Annotated in this window: 22 protein-coding genes; 12 read left to right on the top strand and 10 right to left on the bottom strand. The window is 51.8% G+C overall.

Translation table 11 applies throughout. From position 1 onward, the window contains the following. Positions 1 to 5 precede the first annotated feature (5 nt). Genes M467_RS29440 through M467_RS29425 form a run of 4 tightly spaced genes read left to right on the top strand, consistent with a single transcriptional unit; the run spans position 6 to position 2,969 of the window. Positions 6 to 398 carry a GntR family transcriptional regulator gene (locus M467_RS29440; RefSeq protein ID WP_021067813.1) on the top strand — a complete coding sequence of 131 codons (393 nt, stop codon included), beginning with the start codon at positions 6 to 8 and terminating at the stop codon, positions 396 to 398. Then, entirely contained in the window at positions 376 to 1,056 is a 681-nt protein-coding gene (locus tag M467_RS29435) for an ABC transporter ATP-binding protein (protein WP_021067812.1), read from the top strand. The genes M467_RS29440 and M467_RS29435 overlap by 23 nt, the downstream gene beginning before the upstream one ends. Beyond that, a complete protein-coding gene (locus M467_RS29430) occupies positions 1,053 to 1,859 on the top strand; it encodes a hypothetical protein (protein ID WP_021067811.1) in 807 nt (268 codons plus the stop codon). Before M467_RS29435 ends, M467_RS29430 begins: the two co-directional genes overlap by 4 nt. Positions 1,860 to 1,868: 9 nt before the next feature. Next, positions 1,869 to 2,969 carry a hypothetical protein gene (locus M467_RS29425; protein ID WP_021067810.1) on the top strand — a complete coding sequence of 367 codons (1,101 nt, stop codon included), beginning with the start codon at positions 1,869 to 1,871 and terminating at the stop codon, positions 2,967 to 2,969. 29 nt (positions 2,970 to 2,998) lie between these two features. Here M467_RS29425 and M467_RS29420 read toward each other — a convergent pair whose 3' ends face one another. The 3 genes from M467_RS29420 to M467_RS29410 are packed head-to-tail and all read right to left on the bottom strand — an operon-like array spanning position 2,999 to position 5,280. Then, positions 2,999 to 3,640 (bottom strand): hypothetical protein, encoded by a 642-nt coding sequence (locus M467_RS29420; RefSeq protein WP_021067809.1) that lies wholly within the window; start codon positions 3,638 to 3,640, stop codon positions 2,999 to 3,001. Next, positions 3,637 to 4,803 (bottom strand): DEAD/DEAH box helicase, encoded by a 1,167-nt coding sequence (locus M467_RS29415; RefSeq protein WP_021067808.1) that lies wholly within the window; start codon positions 4,801 to 4,803, stop codon positions 3,637 to 3,639. Before M467_RS29415 ends, M467_RS29420 begins: the two co-directional genes overlap by 4 nt. A gap of 54 nt (positions 4,804 to 4,857) precedes the next feature. After that, positions 4,858 to 5,280: a hypothetical protein gene (locus M467_RS29410; protein WP_021067807.1), complete on the bottom strand. Its 423-nt coding sequence runs from the start codon at positions 5,278 to 5,280 to the stop codon at positions 4,858 to 4,860. Between the two features lie 360 nt (positions 5,281 to 5,640). Here M467_RS29410 and pflB point away from each other — a divergent pair, with 360 nt between their 5' ends. Both pflB and pflA read left to right on the top strand, forming a co-directional pair. Then, positions 5,641 to 7,887, top strand: coding sequence for a formate C-acetyltransferase (pflB, locus tag M467_RS29405; protein WP_021067806.1), 2,247 nt, complete (start codon positions 5,641 to 5,643; stop codon positions 7,885 to 7,887). A gap of 56 nt (positions 7,888 to 7,943) precedes the next feature. After that, the gene (pflA, locus tag M467_RS29400) at positions 7,944 to 8,660 is read left to right on the top strand and encodes a pyruvate formate-lyase-activating protein (protein WP_021067805.1); all 717 of its coding nucleotides are present in this window, start codon (positions 7,944 to 7,946) and stop codon (positions 8,658 to 8,660) included. 39 nt (positions 8,661 to 8,699) lie between these two features. Here pflA and M467_RS29395 read toward each other — a convergent pair whose 3' ends face one another. Next, on the bottom strand, positions 8,700 to 9,926 hold the full coding sequence (locus M467_RS29395) for an NAD(P)-dependent malic enzyme (protein ID WP_021067804.1): 1,227 nt from the start codon (positions 9,924 to 9,926) through the stop codon (positions 8,700 to 8,702). 208 nt (positions 9,927 to 10,134) lie between these two features. Beyond that, a complete protein-coding gene (gene rsgA / locus M467_RS29390; protein ID WP_021067803.1) occupies positions 10,135 to 11,109 on the bottom strand; it encodes a ribosome small subunit-dependent GTPase A in 975 nt (324 codons plus the stop codon). Positions 11,110 to 11,353: 244 nt separating this feature from the next. Here rsgA and M467_RS29385 point away from each other — a divergent pair, with 244 nt between their 5' ends. The 6 genes from M467_RS29385 to M467_RS29360 all read left to right on the top strand — a co-directional run bounded on the left by M467_RS29385 (position 11,354) and on the right by M467_RS29360 (position 15,404). Next, complete coding sequence (locus M467_RS29385) at positions 11,354 to 11,737, top strand: lmo0954 family membrane protein (RefSeq protein ID WP_021067802.1); 384 nt, start codon at positions 11,354 to 11,356, stop codon at positions 11,735 to 11,737. A 22-nt stretch (positions 11,738 to 11,759) separates the two neighbouring features. Further along, a complete protein-coding gene (locus tag M467_RS29380) occupies positions 11,760 to 12,416 on the top strand; it encodes a PspA/IM30 family protein (protein WP_021067801.1) in 657 nt (218 codons plus the stop codon). Between the two features lie 87 nt (positions 12,417 to 12,503). Next, positions 12,504 to 13,196, top strand: a complete 693-nt coding sequence (gene liaF / locus M467_RS29375; protein ID WP_021067800.1) for a cell wall-active antibiotics response protein LiaF — start codon at positions 12,504 to 12,506, stop codon at positions 13,194 to 13,196. After that, positions 13,193 to 14,221 (top strand): sensor histidine kinase, encoded by a 1,029-nt coding sequence (locus M467_RS29370; RefSeq protein ID WP_021067799.1) that lies wholly within the window; start codon positions 13,193 to 13,195, stop codon positions 14,219 to 14,221. The genes liaF and M467_RS29370 overlap by 4 nt, the downstream gene beginning before the upstream one ends. After that, complete coding sequence (locus M467_RS29365; protein ID WP_021067798.1) at positions 14,218 to 14,853, top strand: response regulator; 636 nt, start codon at positions 14,218 to 14,220, stop codon at positions 14,851 to 14,853. Before M467_RS29370 ends, M467_RS29365 begins: the two co-directional genes overlap by 4 nt. A 5-nt stretch (positions 14,854 to 14,858) precedes the next feature. Beyond that, positions 14,859 to 15,404 carry a GNAT family N-acetyltransferase gene (locus M467_RS29360; RefSeq protein WP_021067797.1) on the top strand — a complete coding sequence of 182 codons (546 nt, stop codon included), beginning with the start codon at positions 14,859 to 14,861 and terminating at the stop codon, positions 15,402 to 15,404. Between the two features lie 9 nt (positions 15,405 to 15,413). On the opposite strand, the gene M467_RS29355 is transcribed toward M467_RS29360, so the two are convergent. The 5 genes from M467_RS29355 to M467_RS31815 all read right to left on the bottom strand — a co-directional run bounded on the left by M467_RS29355 (position 15,414) and on the right by M467_RS31815 (position 18,963). Next, complete coding sequence (locus tag M467_RS29355) at positions 15,414 to 17,306, bottom strand: ABC-F family ATP-binding cassette domain-containing protein (RefSeq protein ID WP_021067796.1); 1,893 nt, start codon at positions 17,304 to 17,306, stop codon at positions 15,414 to 15,416. Beyond that, positions 17,303 to 18,004 carry a lysophospholipid acyltransferase family protein gene (locus tag M467_RS29350; RefSeq protein ID WP_021067795.1) on the bottom strand — a complete coding sequence of 234 codons (702 nt, stop codon included), beginning with the start codon at positions 18,002 to 18,004 and terminating at the stop codon, positions 17,303 to 17,305. The genes M467_RS29355 and M467_RS29350 overlap by 4 nt, the downstream gene beginning before the upstream one ends. A gap of 94 nt (positions 18,005 to 18,098) precedes the next feature. Beyond that, positions 18,099 to 18,359 carry a hypothetical protein gene (locus M467_RS29345; RefSeq protein ID WP_021067794.1) on the bottom strand — a complete coding sequence of 87 codons (261 nt, stop codon included), beginning with the start codon at positions 18,357 to 18,359 and terminating at the stop codon, positions 18,099 to 18,101. Between the two features lie 83 nt (positions 18,360 to 18,442). Continuing rightward, the gene (locus M467_RS29340; RefSeq protein ID WP_021067793.1) at positions 18,443 to 18,685 is read right to left on the bottom strand and encodes a hypothetical protein; all 243 of its coding nucleotides are present in this window, start codon (positions 18,683 to 18,685) and stop codon (positions 18,443 to 18,445) included. A 128-nt stretch (positions 18,686 to 18,813) separates the two neighbouring features. Next, on the bottom strand, positions 18,814 to 18,963 hold the full coding sequence (locus M467_RS31815; protein ID WP_021067792.1) for a hypothetical protein: 150 nt from the start codon (positions 18,961 to 18,963) through the stop codon (positions 18,814 to 18,816). Positions 18,964 to 19,214: the final 251 nt, after the last annotated feature.

Below are 19,214 nucleotides of genomic sequence, written 5' to 3'. Positions count from 1 at the left end.
ACAACATGATCATACAATTCAACACGAGAGCCCCGGTTTACATTCAAGTCGTCGATTACTTCAAAAAGAAGATGGCGCTTGGCGAACTGCAGGCGGGCGAAGAGATGCCGTCGCGACGTGAGCTCGCGACCGAACTGAAAATCAATCCGAACACCGTCCAAAAGGCGTTCAAAGAGATGGAGGAACAACAATTGATTACGACCGAACGGAACCGTCCGAGCCGCGTGACGACCGATGAACATGTATTGAAACGCATCCGCACGGAACTCGTCGATGAGGCAGTCGCTGTCTTTGTCGAATCGATTCAAGAACTTGACGTCACGATGGATGAGCTCGTCGATAAAATCAAACGGCAATACGGGGAGGGGAATATTAATGATCGAAGTACTGGGAGTTAAGAAGCGTTACCGCAAAAAACAAGTCATCGAAGAGGTGTCGTTCACGGCCCAAAAAGGGGAAATCACGTGCTTGATCGGGTTGAACGGTACCGGGAAATCGACGATTTTAAAAGGCATCATGGGACTGACGCCGTTCGACCAGGGGACGGTGCTTGTCGACGGCAAACCGATCGATTTGAATCGTGTCGCGTTCGTACCGGACCATTCGACGTTTCCCATCCATTTCACCATTGAACAGTGCGAGGCGTTCATGCGCGACTTTTATCCAAAGTTCGACCCGAAATTGTTTGCCCGTCTTGTCGATGAGTTCAAGCTGTTCCCGGAGGACAAGTTGAACGAACTGTCGAAAGGGACGCTCGCGAAAGTGAACTTGGCGCTCGGCATTGCCCAAGATCCGGACTATTTGTTGCTAGACGAACCATTCTCAGGGATCGACGTGTTCTCGAAAGAACAAATTGTCGAGTTGTTCTCGAGTGACATTATGGAAGACCGCGGCGTGTTGATTACGACGCATGAGATTGAAGACATCGAATACTTGGTCGACAAGGCCGTCATGTTGAACCGCGGCCGGATCGTTCGCGAGTTCGATGTCGAGGACGTCCGCTTCATTCATGGGAAGTCGATTGTCGATGTCATGAGAGAGGAGTATGGCGCGTGAACCTATTAAAATTACTCGGGTGGGAAGTGGAGCGGGCGACGAAACCGTATCTCATCTTGATCACATTGCTTGTTGTCGCACAGTTCGCTTGGCTCGGCTTCTTTTTATGGAGCGAGACGAATATGTATGAAGAGATTCGTCGCACCGGGACGCCAGATTACGTCTTAACGTTTGCCAATTATCTCGGAGGGACACCGTTCATCTTGTCAATCGGCGTGGCGGTCGCGGCGATGGTATTCTTCAGTTTTTGGATTTGGTACCGTGACTTCCAAGGCCGTGGGACGTTCATGATGCGCCTATTGCTCATGCCGCAAAAACGGATGATCGTCTTCGGTGCGAAGCTAGTGACGATGATGTTGATGATCCTTGGCTTGTTCTCCGTCCAGTGGATTGCGCTCAAACTCCAGTACATAGCGTTTTCGAGTTGGTTGGACTCGCAGATGATTCCGGTGGGTGGGTCGTTCGAACAAGCGATTCGCTTCGATGGAGCTCTCTCGCCGATGTATCCTGCGTCTTTCGTCAATTTCCTGATTCATCAAGTGCTCATCGTGCTCGTCATTTTATTCATCTTCGCATTCGTGTTGATTGAGCGGAGTCTATGGCAACGCACATTGTGGTCACCGATTATTGCGATATTGATGCTTGGGGCGTTGATTGCCGTTCCAGTGACGGCGTTCTTTTTCCTAGAAAGTCGATTGTTCATGGACGAGATGATGGTTGTGGTTGGGCTCGGTCTGATGGGATGGATGAGTGTAACGGTATGGTTAAGTCGTCTCTACTTGACGAAAAAACTAAGTGTGTGAGGTGAGCAGATGAAACGAATGTGGAATGTGGCCGCGCTCGGCGCGGTCATCGTCATCGGTCTCGGGACGTTTGCTTTTGATATGAGGGACACGAAAGCAGAATGGGACTTGGCCGTCACGACGAATCCTGAGGTTTGGAAAGATCAAACAGTGAACTTGTACTACAATACGGAAGAAGGCGAGAAAGAACGGTTCGAAGTGACGATCGACCAAAGTCAGGTGACGACTGATTTGAATTATATCGAACAGGCGTTAGCGTATGACGACGAGGTCGACTCGTCCGTGCGCGACTTTTATCGGCAACTCTCAGGTCTAAGTTTTGTGCAATCGATTCAGACGCCTGACGGTTATATCGGGATCGGGCAGGACGGGAATAAAGAGATTGCTGTGTTTCGCTTGAACGGTCAGGATGTGACTAAACAAATCTTTGGGACAGACGTCAATGGTGCGTCTGAACTCATGGATAGCCCTTGGGCCGGCCTGTTCGTTCGTGCAGGAAACGTACATGTCATTTATCGCGACGGGTACGGGGAAAATCCAGTCACAAAAATTGCCATGATCGATGAAGGCGCCAAACAAATCAAGATCGAAACCGTGAAACTGCAAGATGAAGCCATTTCGTCTGTGACAGGCACTTCTTGGGCATTCCGACCATACGTGGCAACGATTGACGCAGACAATCGGTTCATCCCGGTCAGCATGACCGAACAGACATCGGTTACAGAGGGTGGAGAAACGTATTTGAGTGAGCAAGAGAAAGCGGGGCTTCATGCGTATGACGTGGAAACGAAGCAAGTCGTTGAATTGATGCCAGATGGTGACATGTGGAATGCGACCGTTTATGAGGATCAGTTAATTGCGTTACAAGAAGGTGGGACCGAACTTGTCGTCGATTTGAAGACGGGTAAACAATCGACGCGTCAAGTCATCGATGGTTCGGTCGGCACGACCTCTTACGTTGGCGACCAATTGTACCATGCCCGTCCGACAAAAGAGGGCGCCGTCATCGATGTATATCAAGATGGAAAAGCCATCTCGAGCGCCGTTGTGAAAGCGACGAACGACGAAGCGAAAGCGTTGCTTCCGAGCACGCAATTCTACGTGGAATAACAAATAACCGAGAGGCGACCGCCTCTCGGTTATTTTGATGGTTTCGGGACGATGACCCCGTCTTCTAAATCGAGCAACATGTCGATCAGTTCTGCACAGAACTCTGGGAACTGATCGAGGAACGCACCCGGACCGACCTCATCGGTGAAGTCGATATACAGGTCCGATACGTTACCGGCCATTTTCGCCGGAAGAGCGAGGAACGCCGACCCGAAACGCCAGCTGCCTCGGATATCGAGCAGCTTGCCGAGCATAATGTCGCCGACCTCACGTTTTTCTGGAAGGTTGACGCGATACGTCTCTTTCGTCTCCCAATCGCGCAGTCCTTCCTCGGTCACTTCAAACACTGAACAACGCGGGACCGCCAAGCCACGGAGCGCGTGATACAAGGCAGGGGACATGTCGGCTTTTTGATCCGCCAAATAGCGGCCGTGCGGTGTCATCCCGTCCTCGTCCGTCTCAAAGAAGACGGCCCAGTCGATGAACAGGTCGCGGAATAGCTCGGCGTCTTTCAACTGCCACGTGCCTTCCGAGGCGATTTCTTGAATATAGTTCGTCCAATGTGTGCTGCGAGCGAGCGCGGCTTGCTCATACAACTTTTTCAGCTCGGCCAGCAATTCGGACTCTTCTACAAGCAAAGGGAATGGAATTACTTTCCGGTCTTTTTTCATCGGCGCGGTCCTCGTTTGTTCGCAGGACGCTTCACGACCGGCGGTTTATCTTCGATCCGTTTCTCGATGACATCGCCACGATAAATCTCGAGTTCTTTCAATTCCACGCCTAGCTGGCGAGCGAACGATTTCAAGTGCGTCAAGTCTTCATCCGTCACGAGCGAGAGCACGGTCCCGGCCGCATTCCCGCGTGCCGTCCGGCCCGAGCGGTGAATGAAGTCATCAATCGATTCTGGCAAATCGAAGTGGACGACGTGCGTCACTTCTTCGATGTCGAGACCACGGGCCGCGAGACCCGTCGTGATGAGAAGTGGATAGTCGCCTTTCCGGAATTCACGGAGCGTCTCCACGCGTTCGCGTTTCCCTTTTAGGCTGTCGAGCATCCGGTAATTCACTTTCATTTTATCGAGTTCGCCTCTGAGTGGTGGCAAGAATGAGCGGTTGTTGATGAAAGCGAGCGCTTTGACGCCGTTGACGTGTGACAAACGACGAAGCAATTCCGGCTTATAGCGGCGTGTCGTCAACATATAGCCGTACGTCACTTGACTGCTCACAGCTCGTTCGATTTTCACGTGTGCCGGCTCCTTCAAGAACGGGGCAGCCCATGCTTGAAGCGTGTCTGTGAGCGTTGCCGATACGAGGGCGATTTGATGTTCGTGCGCCGTGTGCTTGATGATGCGTTCGGCAGCTTCTGTTAATCCGCTATCGATGATTTGGTCAGCTTCATCGAGGACGATTGTGTGCGTCTCATGAAGCTTCAATTTTTTCTTGTCGATCAGTTCGACGAGTCGGCCCGGTGTCCCGACAATCAAATGGGGCTTTTTCTTCAAGCGATCGATTTGACGTTTCAATTCGACACCGCCAATAAATGAAGCGATGCGGACATCACCTTTCTCGGTGAAGCGTTGCGCGACCGTTTGAATCTGCATGACGAGCTCACGCGTCGGCGCGACGATGACGACTTGAATCCGGTCGTTCGAGGCGTCGATTTTTTCAATGGCGGGTAACAAATAAGCAAGCGTCTTCCCGGTACCTGTGGGCGCTTCGATCGTGACGTCTTTTCCGTCAAGAAGAAGCGGGAAGGCTTCGGCTTGGACCGGCATTGGTTCAGTAAAGCCAAGGCGATCCCAGGCTTCGTTAATAAATGGTTTTGTAAAGTTCATATCAATTCTCCTTATCGTGGGGCAAAAACAAAGGAAGCATAAGCGCTCCCTGTCTTAGATATAGCGAACATGTTCAGTATCTTGGTCGAATGAAGAACGGAGTGTCTGTGTGAACGTCTGTCCGTCCTCGATGAGTTTGATGTGCACATCGATTTGGTCAGCCGACGCCTCGACGCCTTCGACGGTGAAGCCTTGATACACACGATACTGCAATTCTTTCGTCAACCGTTCGTATGAAGCGAGCTCTGGATACGTCGCTGCCACGTCAATCGGGCGCGAGATGAGAGCAACGAGCAAGTTATCGCGGTAGTCGATGAAATCCTCGTTTTCGATGTCGTCGTCAAACCGAATCCAAAAACCTGCGTCTTCAAATTCTGTGATAAATCCATCACGTTGTTCACCGTTCGCTTCTACTTTAAGGGAGATGCGGTCACCGGCTTTCAAGTCGTGATCAGCTGTCAATAATTCGTACGTCATGGGAAGAACCCCTTCCTCTTCTACAATGTTCTGCCTTCATTGTGTCCGATGTAAGGCAAAAATTCAAGTTCTATCCCCGAGTCGTGATATACATCACACTAAAAACTGTATAAATCGTCACATCCGAATCGAGATGATACAGAATCGACGTAAATCCTATCGTGACGTGAATTATCTGTTTCATAGTGAATGAGAAATGCGTTATAACAGATTTTAAAGCGCTTACAAAAATGGCTTTAAGCCAACGTTCATGAGATTGTTACAACTTTCACAAGAATGTAAAACATAATGTTCACGTTTTCACGTACACTCAACTTATAGAAAGCACGCAGTTATCTCAACTATGAGGAGTGACCCACAATGGCAACCGAAATTAAATCAGCCTGGTCAGGATTTGTACCTGGGCAGTGGACGAACGAAGTGAACGTCGGTGAGTTTATCCGTTTGAACCGACATGAGTACACAGGAGACGACCGTTTCCTCGTCGGACCGACCGAAGCGACGAATCGTCTTTGGGCACAAGTGATGGAATTGACGAAAGAAGAGCGGGAACGCGGTGGTGTTTGGGCCGTCGATCAAAACAACCCATCGACAATCGTCTCGCACGGACCGGGATACTTAAACAAAGAGCTCGAGAAAGTGGTCGGCGTTCAAACGGACGAGCCGTTCAAACGTTCGATTCATCCGAACGGCGGCATCCGGATGGTCGACGCTGCACTTGAATCGTATGGCTTCGAACCGAACCCTGAAATCACAAAGATTTATTCGGAAATCCGCAAAACGCATAACCAAGGTGTCTTCGATGCGTATACACCTGAGATGCGAGCAGCACGGAAGTCAGGGATTATCACAGGACTTCCTGATGCCTATGGCCGTGGACGGATTATCGGCGACTACCGTCGCGTTGCCTTGTACGGGTTAGACTTCTTGATTGCCGCACGTAAAAAAGATTTGGCGAACCGTGGCGGTTTCTTATCAGAGGCAGATATTCGGACACGGGAAGAAATGTCTGAGCAGCTCCGGGCCCTCCAAGAGTTGAAACAACTCGGTGCGGCGTACGGGTTTGACCTCGGCCGTCCGGCGGAAAATACACAAGAGGCGTACCAATGGGTATACCTTGCATATCTCGCAGCCGTCAAAGAACAGAACGGCGCCGCCATGTCACTCGGGCGTGTCTCGACATTCCTCGATGTATACGCAGAGCGTGACATCGAAGCGGGTCGTTTGACCGAGTCGGATGTTCAAGAAATCGTCGACCACTTCATCATGAAGCTCCGGATCGTCAAATTCTTACGCACACCAGACTATAACGAATTGTTCTCGGGTGACCCAACATGGGTGACCGAGTCAATCGGTGGGATGAGCGAAGACGGACGCTCGAACGTGACGAAGAGCTCGTTCCGCTTCTTGCATTCACTCTCGAACCTTGGACCAGCACCAGAACCGAACTTGACGGTGCTTTGGTCGACGAAATTGCCAGAAGGCTTCAAACAATATTGTGCGAAGATGTCGATTGAGACGTCCGCCATCCAATATGAGAACGATGACCTCATGCTTCCAGAGTTCGGTGACGATTACGGCATCGCCTGCTGTGTGTCACCGATGAAAATCGGGAAACAGATGCAGTTCTTCGGAGCCCGCGCCAACATGGCGAAAGCACTCCTTTATAGCATGAACGGAGGCCGTGATGAGAAGAGCGGCGACCAAATCGCACCGGTTTGGGAGATGAACACCGAGGACGTGCTCACGTACGACAAAGTGTATGCCGACTTCGACCGGACGCTCGATTGGCTCGCCGAGCTCTATGTCAACACGCTCAACGTCATCCACTTCATGCATGATAAATATGCATACGAACGAATCGAGATGGCGCTCCACGACCCTGAGATTTTACGGACGATGGCATGTGGCATCGCCGGCCTCTCGGTCACGGCGGATAGTCTGTCAGCCATCAAATATGCGACCGTGAAACCGGTCCGCAACGAGCAAGGCATTGCCGTCGACTTCGAGACAGAAGGCGACTTCCCTAAATTCGGCAACAACGACGACCGTGTCGATGCGATTGCCGTCGAGCTCGTCGAGTCGTTCATGCAAAAAGTACGCAAGCATAAAACGTACCGCGATGCGCTCCATACGCAATCGGTCTTGACGATCACATCAAACGTCGTTTACGGCAAAAAGACAGGGAACACACCGGACGGACGTCGCGCCGGCGAACCGTTCGCACCTGGTGCGAACCCGATGCATGGCCGCGATACGAAAGGGGCAGCTGCGTCGCTCTCATCAGTCGCGAAACTCCCGTTCGAACACGCACAAGACGGAATTTCATACACGTTCTCAATCGTACCGAAAGCGCTCGGTAAAGAAGAAGTGGCCCGTGAACTCAACTTGGCGGCACTCCTTGACGGTTATATGGGCGGCGAGCATAAAGGACATCACTTGAACGTCAACGTCTTCAACCGTGAGACGTTGCTCGATGCGATGGAGCACCCGGAAGAATATCCACAGCTCACGATTCGTGTCTCTGGCTATGCGGTCAACTTCATCAAATTGACACGGGAGCAACAAATCGACGTCATCAACCGGACGTTCCACGGTTCATTGTAAACAAAGGCTTGGCGGCCTTCACTCGAGGGCCGCTCATTCGTTAGGAGGTCATTTCGATGACAATGGGATATGTACACTCGGTCGAATCGTTTGGAACCGTTGACGGCCCGGGAATTCGTTTTATCGTCTTTTTACAAGGTTGTGCGCTTCGTTGCTTGTATTGCCACAATGCTGACACGTGGGATTTCAAAAAGAATAACCATCGTTCGGCCGAGGACGTCATTCAAGAAGCGCTCAGCTATCGTCCGTTCATGGAAGCGTCAAAAGGCGGCATCACGATTTCTGGGGGCGACCCGCTCGCGCAGCCAGAGTTTTTAGAGGCGCTCTTGCGTGAAGCAAAGAAACACGGGCTTCATACGACACTCGACACGTCCGGTGCACTCCGTCCCCCTAACTTGGATGCGATTTTAGACCATACGGACCTCGTGTTGCTTGATATCAAACATATCGACGATGACATGTGTAAGAAACTGACAGGACGGAGCAACGTCAACACGCTCGCGCTCGCTGAACATTTATCCGAGCGCGGAACGAAAATGTGGATTCGCCACGTCCTCGTCCCGGAATGGACACTTGATGAAGGAGCGCTCCGCCGCACGGCAGCGTTCATTCAAAAGCTCGACCACGTCGAGAAAGTCGAAATTTTGCCGTACCATGAGATGGGCGTCTATAAATGGGAGGCGCTCGGTCTCGACTATCCGCTCAAAGGAATTAAACCCCCGACGACGGAAGAAGTCGAATGGGCGGAAGGGATTTTACAAGGAACCGTTTAAAAAACTGCGCAGACCATCATGGTCTGCGCAGTTTTTGGATTACAAATGTTTTTGACTGACGTGCTGACGGATGGCGGCCTCATCGAGAGGACGTTTGGCGACGCCGGTCTCGACGGCGGCTTTGGCGACCGCGACCGCCACGGCCGGTGCGATTCGTTCATCGAATGGGCTCGGGATGACGACACCGTTCGCCAAATCTTCTTCGGTCAATAAATCGGCAATCGCGTGGACGGCCGCTTCCTTCATCTCCTCATTGATTTCGCTGGCGCGAACGTCAAGTGCGCCCCGGAAAATACCTGGGAAGGCGAGGACGTTGTTCACTTGGTTGGCGAAATCGGAACGGCCGGTCGCGACGACACGCGCCCCGGCTTTTGTCGCGAGGTCTGGCATAATCTCCGGAATCGGGTTCGCCAGAGCGAAGATGATTGGATCGACGGCCATCGAGCGGACCATGTCTTCCGTGACGGCCCCGGCCGCCGAGACACCGATAAAGACGTCGGCACCTTGAAGCACGTCGGCGAGCAATCCTTCGTGTTGCTTCCGATTCGTCGCTTTGGCGATTTGATCTTTGAACGGGTTCATCCCTTCGACGCGTCCTTCGTAAATCGCGCCTTTCGTATCACAGATGACGAGGTCCTCGACACCGAAACGCTTCAACAGTTTGGCGATGGCGATGCCCGCGGCCCCGGCACCGTTCATGACGACACGGAGTTCAGGCATCGTTTTATCGACGAGGCGCAACGCGTTGACGAGACCGGCCAAAACGACGATGGCTGTCCCGTGCTGGTCGTCATGGAAGACAGGAATCGGGAGCGATTGTTTCAAACGGGCTTCGATTTCAAAACACTCGGGTGCTTTAATGTCTTCTAAGTTGACGGCACCAAACGTCGGTGCGAGCAGTTCGACCGTCCGGACGATTTCATCGACGTTGTGCGTGTCGAGACAGATGGGAAACGCATCGACGCCAGCGAAGCTTTTGAACAAGACGGCTTTTCCTTCCATGACCGGCAGTGCGGCTTCTGGACCGATATTGCCGAGACCGAGCACGGCGCTCCCGTCCGAGACAACGGCGACCGTGTTGGCGCGGAGCGTGTAGTCATACGACAACTCTTTATCCTCGGCGATGCGACGGCACGGTTCGGCGACGCCAGGCGAATAGGCGAGGCTGAGTGCTTCTTTCGTGTCGACGTCGACTTTCGGTGTCGTTTCCAATTTTCCGTGATGGAAGGCATGCATCTCGAGTGCGCGTTCGTTCAATGTTTTCATAAGTCTCTCCCTATAATTAGCGATTTTAATCTGTGACAATACGAGTCCATTGTAACGGAGAAACCGCTTACTTTCGAGGGTTTTACCTGCATTTGGGCGAACTATTTCTGAACGGTTGTTCACAAATGTCGGATTGCTGATAGGACTTGGTGCTAGGTCAGGAAGGTCAAAAAAGGAGCCACAGTTTTTCTGTGACTCCTTTCGTAGATTAAGCTTTCGTTTTTCGTTTCTTCTTCTCGGCGAGACGAGCCGCTTCCGCTTGTCGTTTTTCGGCGTAGCGGAGTTCACGCTCGAGCTTGACGAAGCTTTGATAGCGCTTCGCGTCGAGCATCCCGGTTTCAATCGCCTTGCGGACCGCACAACCGGGTTCGGTCTGGTGTGAACAGTCCCGGAACCGACACGCCTCGGCGAGCGCCTCGATATCCCGAAACGTATCGTCGAGGTGATCGGCCCCGTCCCAAAGGCCAAATTCACGCATCCCCGGTGTATCGATGACGAACAAATCGTCAATCTGGAACAGTTCGCGATGCGTCGTCGTATGCTTGCCGCGTTCATCGCTCTCGCGGACGGCCTGTGTCTCGGCGACGGTCGTCCCGGCGAGCGCGTTCGTCAGCGTCGATTTCCCGACACCGGACGAGCCGACGAGCACGATGGTGCTTCCGCTCGGCAGTGCGGCTCGCAACGCTTCGACGCCGTCACCAGTGACTGAACTGACAGGGAAGACGTCGACCCCAGGCACTGTCAACGTAAGTTCGTCGACGAGTGCATCTGCGTTGTCGACTTGGTCCGATTTCGTCAAGACGATGAACGGCGTGGCGCCAGTTTCCCACGCGGCGAGCGAGTAACGCTCGAGCCGACGCAGATTGAAATCGTGTCCGCACGCCATCGTGATTAAGATAAAGTCGACGTTCGCACAGATCAGCTGTTCGCGCGTCTCGTTGCCGGCGGCTGCCCGTGATAGGACAGTGCGCCGTTCAAGGAGACGTCGAATTACGCCTTGACCGTGTTCGCGAACGGTGAACTCGACGAAGTCACCGATGACCGGATAGTCGCGCTCGCTTTCAGCCTCATGTCGGAATTTCCCGGTGACGCTGCACGTGTAGGCTGCATTTTCGGTCGTGACCGTGTACATATGTTGGAACTGTGCCGTGACACGCCCCGTTGTGATTGTTGTTTGATTCAAATAGAATCCTCCTCTTAGTGATGGAGGACAGTCGCCCTCCGATTGGCTGACAAGGTGTATACTGCGTTGAATACGGTGCTCATAAAACATCATCCTTTCATTGTTCGATGCCTTTAGTATAGCACAGGATTTGAGAACGCTATCATCTCAGTCTATAGACCGAGGGAAAACGGGCCTTGCGCTCGTCGCGCTATAAAAAATAACGTATTATGATAAGAGTGTACTTAACGAGGAGGGATGATAGATGAATCGCCAGGTGAAACAAGTGTTGTTCATCGTGGCCGCGATCTCTTTAGTTCTCGTTCTAATCGGCTTTTTACCGAATATGATCATGTTCGGTTTGGGGGCGCTCTTAGCACTGTGGGCTGGAGTCAGATTCATGGCCGTGACACATGTCGGCGCAAAAATCGGTTACGGCGCGCTTGCCGTGATCGGGATCATCACAATTTTATCGAATATTTGGGCGTTGATCGGAATTGTGGTGGCATGGGTATTGTTTAAAGGGTATATGATGTATGCCAACCAAAAACAAGACGTCGAGATTTTGAATGCGGACGGCTCGCGTGCGAACCGGAGCAGCTTTCAATCGTTTGATCAAGTGTGGCAGAAGTTTGTAAACCGTCGCTAAGCTTCACAAGGAGGATATTATGATGAAAACACCATTTGACCAGTTTCGTGATTTAGCTAACGAGTTGACGAAAGAATTGTCGAAAGAGATGAAGAAGTTCCAAGATAAAGAGGGTCCACGTTCGGCACCGCGTTCGAGCGGGGAGGCCGAGTTGAACCGCCACATCCGTGGTGCTGAAAAAGAAGCGATGTCTGTCGAACGTCTCGTCGAACGTCAAAAGGCGCTCCTCGATGAGCTGGCGACAAAACGTGATGACGCTAAACTGATGGCGGATAAGCGTTACGAGCAGACCGAGCTCGCCAAACAAGCGGGCGAAGAAAAACTCGCGGAGCGGGCCGCGCTCGAGTCGAAGCATTACGGTGAGCAGTATCGTTACTTTGAAGGGTTGCTCGACGAAGGAGCGCGCGAACTCGATGCCCTCGAGCGCCGTGCCCTCGAGATGCGACTGAAACTCGATGAGATGCAAAACAAACGCTATGAGTTCGCGATGCGAGAGAACCTGGATTTATTGAAAGGTGCGCTCGATCAAATCTTCGGAGCGGAGACGTCGAAGACTCATCCGTTCACGGAAGAAGAGAAGAAGCAAGAACCGGCCGCTGAAGAGAAAATCGATGCAGCGGACGAAGATGATTTCGAAGCAAAACTAAAAGAACTTGAGCGTCGATTCAAACAAGACTGACGTAACGGTTCAGCGATGGTCCGGCGAATGAGTTGGGCCATCGCTTCTTTGCTTCATTGTACATACTGTCAGAGAGGGGGAAGCAACGTGGAACGTTGGAACACACGCCAAATCATCGGATTCATGATTATTTTGTTTGCCATTGGACTATTTATCGATATCGTGACGGGTGGAAACAGCGTCCTCTTCAGCATGGTCGTCCCGTTATTGTTGCTTTATATCGGACGACGTTTCAGCCGCAAAGGCAATCAGCCGGTCAGCTATATCTTTTACGGGATTGGCGGCATCATGCTCGTCGGACTCATCTTTTCGTCGGCGGCATTTGGTTTCGTGTTGTCGGGTCTATTGCTCATGTTCGGTTATCGGCTGTATAAAAACCGTCCGCTCGAATCGAGCCGATTCAAGTCGCACATCCGGCAAGAACAGGCGTTTACGTTCGGAACAAAGGAAAGTGGTCACTACGTGCTCCAAGACACGAATGAATTTTTCTTGTTGCGTGACGTCGAACTCGACTTGTCGCGCGCGATTATTCCGGAAGGAGAGACGTTCTTACTGTTGAATGGGCTCGCCGGGGATATCCGGATTCTCATTCCGGCAGGTTACGATTACTCGATTGACGCCTCGATCGGGTTCGGCAAGATTCAAGTCGACGAATCGAATTATTCGCCCGTGTTCAATCGTCGCTTTTATACGGCATCGGACGATTACGCGTCAGCGACGCGAAAAGTCCGGATTCATATCGTGCTCATGAGCGGAAGTGTCGAGGTGATGACTGTATGAAGAAGGACTCGTATCCAAGGACCGTTGTCTGGCATCAACTGTTCAGTAGCCTCTTGACGGCACTGTTCGTCACGATTGCATTTTTAATAGGTGACTCGACTTCACTCCGAGATTTGTTCACACGTGAAGAAGGGTTGCCTTTCGGTGTGTCTATCCTCGTCATCGCCGTCTTGATTGGTAGCGTGTTCGGGGTCGGTTCGTACTTTTATTTGCGCCGTGACTTCCGGGAAGTGGCGATTGCCTTATGGAAGCTCGAGAATCAAAAAGAAATCACGTTCCGGCCGCTGTCGCCTTATCGCGATACACTCGAACGGATTGCACGCATCTCGAAACAGCGCGCAGAAATGGTCGAGATGGCGAAACGGGTCGGTGACCGGCCTGTCAGTGTCGAGGAAGCGCGCAGTGAAGCCGTCGTTGAGGAGCGGCGCCGTGTCGCCCGAGAGTTACATGACTCGGTCAGCCAGCAACTGTACGCCATCTCGATGATGACGACGGCAGCCAAGCAGACGATTGAGGCGAAGCCGGACGTGGCCGCCAAACAAATCGAACAAGTCGAAGTGATGGCGCAAACGGCTCAGGCCGAAATGCGCTCGCTCTTATTGCAACTTCGTCCGGTCGAACTTGAAGGGATGACGCTCAAGACGGGTATCGAGCGATTGTTAGAAGAGCTGTCGCGCAAACAGTCGACCGAACTTATCTGGCGCCTCGAAGAAGTCGAGTTGTCGCGTCACACCGAAAATGAACTGTTCCGTATCGTTCAAGAAGCGATCAGCAATACGCTTCGACATGCGAAAGCGAAGCGACTCGAAATCGAAATGCGGACCGTGCAACAGACGGTCATCTTAAAAATAAACGACGACGGCATCGGCTTTAATGTCGATGATACACAAGTCGCCTCATATGGCTTACAATCGATAAGAGAGAGGACGGCTGAGGTCGGCGGGACGTTACGACTCGTCAGTGTGCCCGGCGTCGGTACTCAGATTGAAGTGCGTGTGAAACAACAAGTGGAGGGGTTACAATGATTCGAGTCGTATTGATTGATGACCATGAGATGGTGCGGGCCGGAGTCTCGGCGTTCTTGTCGACGCAGCCTGACATCGAAGTCGTCGGAGAGGCATCGGACGGCGCGACTGGAGCGGAACTCGCGATCCAAGAAAAGCCGGATGTGGTCTTGATGGATTTAGTAATGGAACCTGTCGATGGGGTCGAGTCGACAAAACGGATCAAGGCGAGTTGGAAAGACGCTAAAATCTTGGTCGTGACGAGCTTCTTAGATGATGAGAAAGTGTATCCCGTCATCGAGGCCGGGGCGATGAGTTACGTCTTGAAGACGGCAAACGCCAATGAGATCGCTGATGCGATTCGTCAAACGGCAGCGGGCAATCCCGTCATGGCCGCCCAAGTGACGGGCAAGATGCTCGAGCGGCTCCGTCACCCGGAAAAGACGTTGCACGAGAGTCTAACGGCCCGGGAACGTGAGATTTTGCAGTTGATGGCAGAAGGAAAGTCGAACCAAGTCATCGCCGATGAACTATACATCTCGTTGAAGACGGTAAAGACGCACGTCTCCAACATTTTGACGAAGCTCGACGTCTATGACCGGACGCAAGCTGTCGTCTATGCATTTCAACATAACATCGTCAGTAAAGGGTGAACGGGATGCTTCCAACGATTGAAACGGAACGGCTCCGATTACGACAACTCGACGTGACCGACGCTGAACGGCTGTTTACCATCTTTTCAGACCCAAACGTCTTGCGCTACTACGGAATGGAACCTCACACGTCCATCGTGGAGACGCAACAGATGCTAGCCGGTATGCTCGAAGGGATTGAATCCGGTGCGGTGATGCGCTGGGGCATCGTGACGAAAGAGTCGTCTGACTTGATTGGAACGATTGGATTCCATAACCGAGCGCCGCGACATCGACGTGCCGAAGTCGGCTATGAAATTCACCCGAACTATTGGCGTCACGGATATGCGACCGAAGCACTCCAGGCCGCGTTAAGCTATGCCGCGCAGACAGGCGAGATGGAACGGGTCGGGGCCATCGTCTTCACCGAGAACGTCGCGTCGCAACAAATGCTCGAAAAGAACGGCTTCTCGCGGGAAGGGACGCTCCGTCACTATATGCGACAAGGCGACCGCGCGCACGATGTGCATGTATATGGCTATACGACAAACAAGGATCACGCCGACGCGTGATCCTTGTTTTCATTTCTTCTGTGCTTGAATTTGTTCATCAATCTCCGATAAATATTCCCAACGCTCCATCTTCGCATCGAGTGCTTCTTTCAACGCGGCAATTTCGGCGTACAGTTCATTCACTTTGCCGAGGTCGCTTCCGGCTATAGCGAGCCGAGCTTCCGCTGCTTCAATCTCGGACTCGAGAGAAGCGATATCTTCCTCGATCGTCTCCCATTCCTTCTGCTCTTTGAAAGTGAATTTGACGACGTCGACTTTGACACGCTCTTTCTTTTCTTTCGATTCTTTCTTCACTTGTTGCTTCGTCTGTTCTTGGAGTGTGGCCAAGTAATCACTGTATTCGGCGTGATAGACGTTGATCGTCCCATCTTCGAAGGCGATGAGCTGCTCTGCAATCCGATCTAAGAAATAGCGATCGTGACTGACGGCGATGACCGTACCTGGGAACGACTCCAAGTAGTCCTCGAGGACGGACAGTGTCTCCGTATCAAGGTCGTTCGTCGGTTCATCCAAAAACAGTACGTTCGGCTCGTCCATCAAGATACGGAGCAAGACGAGGCGGCGTTTCTCGCCACCGGATAGTTTGGCAATCGGTTTGTATTGCGCGTCCGGGGTGAACAGGAACCGTTCGAGCATCTGACTGGCCGTGATCGTCTCGCCGTCCGGCGTATAAATGACTTGAGCGATGCGTTCAATCTCATCGATGACGCGGCGCGATGTGTCCTCAAACTCGACTTGTTGCCCGTAATAGCCGAGATGGACCGTCTCGCCATGGACGACCGTTCCTTGCGTCGGTTGAAGGCGATGGGCGAGCAAGTTCATGAGCGTCGTCTTCCCGCTACCGTTTGGTCCGACGATGCCGTACCGCTCACGTCGTCCGAACAACCACGTGAAGTCTTGGATGAGCAACTTGTCGTCGTAGCCGAATGATAAGTTCTCGACTTCAATCACTTTTTTCCCGAGACGACGTGATCCGACGGACACTTCGAGCGCCTCATCCTCGGCGAGCGTCTCTTGGTGTTTCAAATCTTCGACGCGTTGGATACGCGCCTTCTGTTTCGTCGTCCGGGCTTTGGCGCCTCGGCGCAACCAGGCGAGCTCGCGGCGCAAGATGTTTTGGCGTTTCTGCTCCATCGAATGCGACCGGGCTTTTCGTTCGGCGCGTTTTTCAAGGAAGAGTTCATAGTTCCCGTCATAAAAATAACTTGTCCCGTCGGCGATCTCGAGAATGTGGTTCGTGACTCGATTCAAGAAATAGCGGTCGTGGGTGATGAGTAAGATGGCGCCTCGATAATCGGCCAGAACCGTCTCGAGCCAAGCAATCGTATCGGCGTCGAGTTCGTTTGTCGGCTCATCGAGCAACAACAGGTCGGCTTCATCGAGCAGGGCGGCGGCCAAAGCGACCCGTTTCTGCTGTCCACCGGAGAGCGAACTGATTTCCGCCGTCACATCCGGAAGGCCGAGCCGATTCAAAATCGATTTCAACTTGGCCTCTGTCTCCCAAGCGTCGGCTGCATCGACTGCTTGTTGGGCTTTCATGAAGCGTCCCAACCACTGTTCACTCGTCGGGTTTGCCTCGAGTGCTTGGCGGGCCAGTTCATATTGCTTCAATGCTTGAACGGATGGGGTGTCACTCGTGAACAAGGCGTCCAAAATCGTTTGACCCGGATCGAAATCGACCGTTTGCGTCAAATAGCGAATCCGATAGTCGTTTGGATGTTGCATCGAACCGCGGTCTGCCGTCTCGACGCCAGCGACGATTTTTAAAAACGTCGATTTTCCGGAGCCGTTGACTCCAATCACACCGATGCGATTGCCTGGATGAATCGTCATCGTGACGTCATCGAATAACACTTTATCTGCAAATTCTTTGTGGATACCTTCAATCGTTAATAAGCTCATGATTCTTCTCCTTCAACAACGCGGCGAATCATCGTCTCCGCAAGCGCGGCAATTTCTTTGTTCGGGACGTCGGCCGGATCGATGACCGGTAAAAAGGTGACGTCGACCGTCCCAGGGGTGATGCGGTTTTTCGTTTCGAGCAAATGATGACTGCCTTTGATGGCAACCGGGACAATCTTGGCGCCACTTGATGTGGCGAGCGTCAGGCTGCCGGCTTTAAACTCTTTAATCGGCCCGCCTTTCGAGCGGGTGCCTTCCGGGAAGACGATAATCGATTGGCCGGATTGAATCGTCTCGACGCCGGAGCGGATGGCTTTAATCGACTGGCGGCGGTCGCTGCGGTCGATGAAGATACAACCCATTAGTTCCATCCAACGTGGGATGATTGGGAACTTTTGAACTTCGATTTTTGAGATGAACGCTTTCGGATGTTTCGTCGCCGTGATCATGATCGGGACATCGAAGTTCCCTTGGTGGTTCGCGACGTAGACGACCGGTTCATTCGGAATGTTCTCTTGGCCATGAACGCGGACGCGAGCGCCGGCAATCCGGAGTAGAAAGCTTGCCCATGTATAGGCGACGGTTTGAACGTACGCGTAACGTTCGGGCGGCGTCAGCCGTTTCGCTTTCGGATAGAACGGAAGCGTCAGCGGTAAGACGGCAAAAAAGGTGATAAACCAGATGGCGGTGCGGATCATGAGTCATTCTCCTTTCAATCGTACAACTGTTAGTCTGGACACGAAGAAAGAGTCTTCTTCTCTAAGCGAGAATCCGACTCTTCGGCATGAATCCTTATTCCCAGAAGCGAGATTCGCTTTCCTCTTCTTCTTCCTCGAGTTCGAACGTGATTCGTTTATTCACCGGGTCCACGGCAAAGTAAGCCCCGTCTTGATCGATGCTCTTGAACTGCATGACGTGATCAGTGCTGATTTCGAGGGTGAGTCGAATCCGGTTGTCATCGTCGACGAGCAAGATGCCGTCTTCTTTCAGCCATAGCTCCATGACAGGTGAATAACGTAATAGCCATTCGTTCGATAAAGGGATTTCATTCATACGTGTTTGTGCCTCCTACGGGTTGAGTCCGTTTTGCTCTCTGTCTACAATAGAATAACAAAAGTGGAGGGTGAAGACGAGTGTTATGTAGAACGTTTACGTGTACTTGAATGCATACGTGCCACGATGCGTTTGATTTTTTTCTGGTTGCGGCGTTCAATCAATAAGACGTTCGTTTGTGCGACTAACTGTTTAAATGAAGATAAGCCCATGGCGAGCAATACGGCGAACAGGAATGTACCGATCGGGTCTTTGAAAAAACCGGTTTGGAGCGAGACGGACAAACCGACGACCGAAAGAATCGTGGTGAGAAAATAAAATAGCATGAGTGGCTCTCCCTTCCCAGATGATTCAATAGTAAAAGCCGAACGTTATGTTCGTTCGACAGCTGCACAAAAAATCCCTTTTTTTGTCGGAACAAAACAAAAAAACGCCTTCTGTCAGGAGAGGGCGTTTACTCTTGGACCATCGTGACGGATGAAGATACGTTTGTATCGACTCCGTTTGAGAAAATGAAGCTAAGTGAAGCGAGTAGCGCGAAGAAAGCAATCAATAAGCCTTTCATAAAGCGCTTCGCAAATGATCGAGATTGAACATCAAACATTTATTATCCCCCGTTCGGCCATGGCTGAAACCTAATTCGTTAAACAACACTTCCTTAATAATAACGTTTTCAAAATGTGGATACTAGATGGAAAATGCACGTTCACAAAATTGTCACAAAATTTGAAATAAAGACGTTAGAATGCTCGCCAATCGGTCATATGCGTCTTCGTCTCTCGTTCACAATTTAGACACAATTAAGCGGAGCAATGAAATCGAACATGATATGATTAGGAACGTGTGTAGGTAGGT

The sequence above is a fragment of the Exiguobacterium chiriqhucha RW-2 genome, from assembly GCF_000416965.1.
GTDB lineage: Bacteria > Bacillota > Bacilli > Exiguobacteriales > Exiguobacteriaceae > Exiguobacterium > Exiguobacterium chiriqhucha.
Note: the sequence above shows the minus strand (reverse complement) of the source record. Positions and strands in the feature narration are given on the sequence as shown.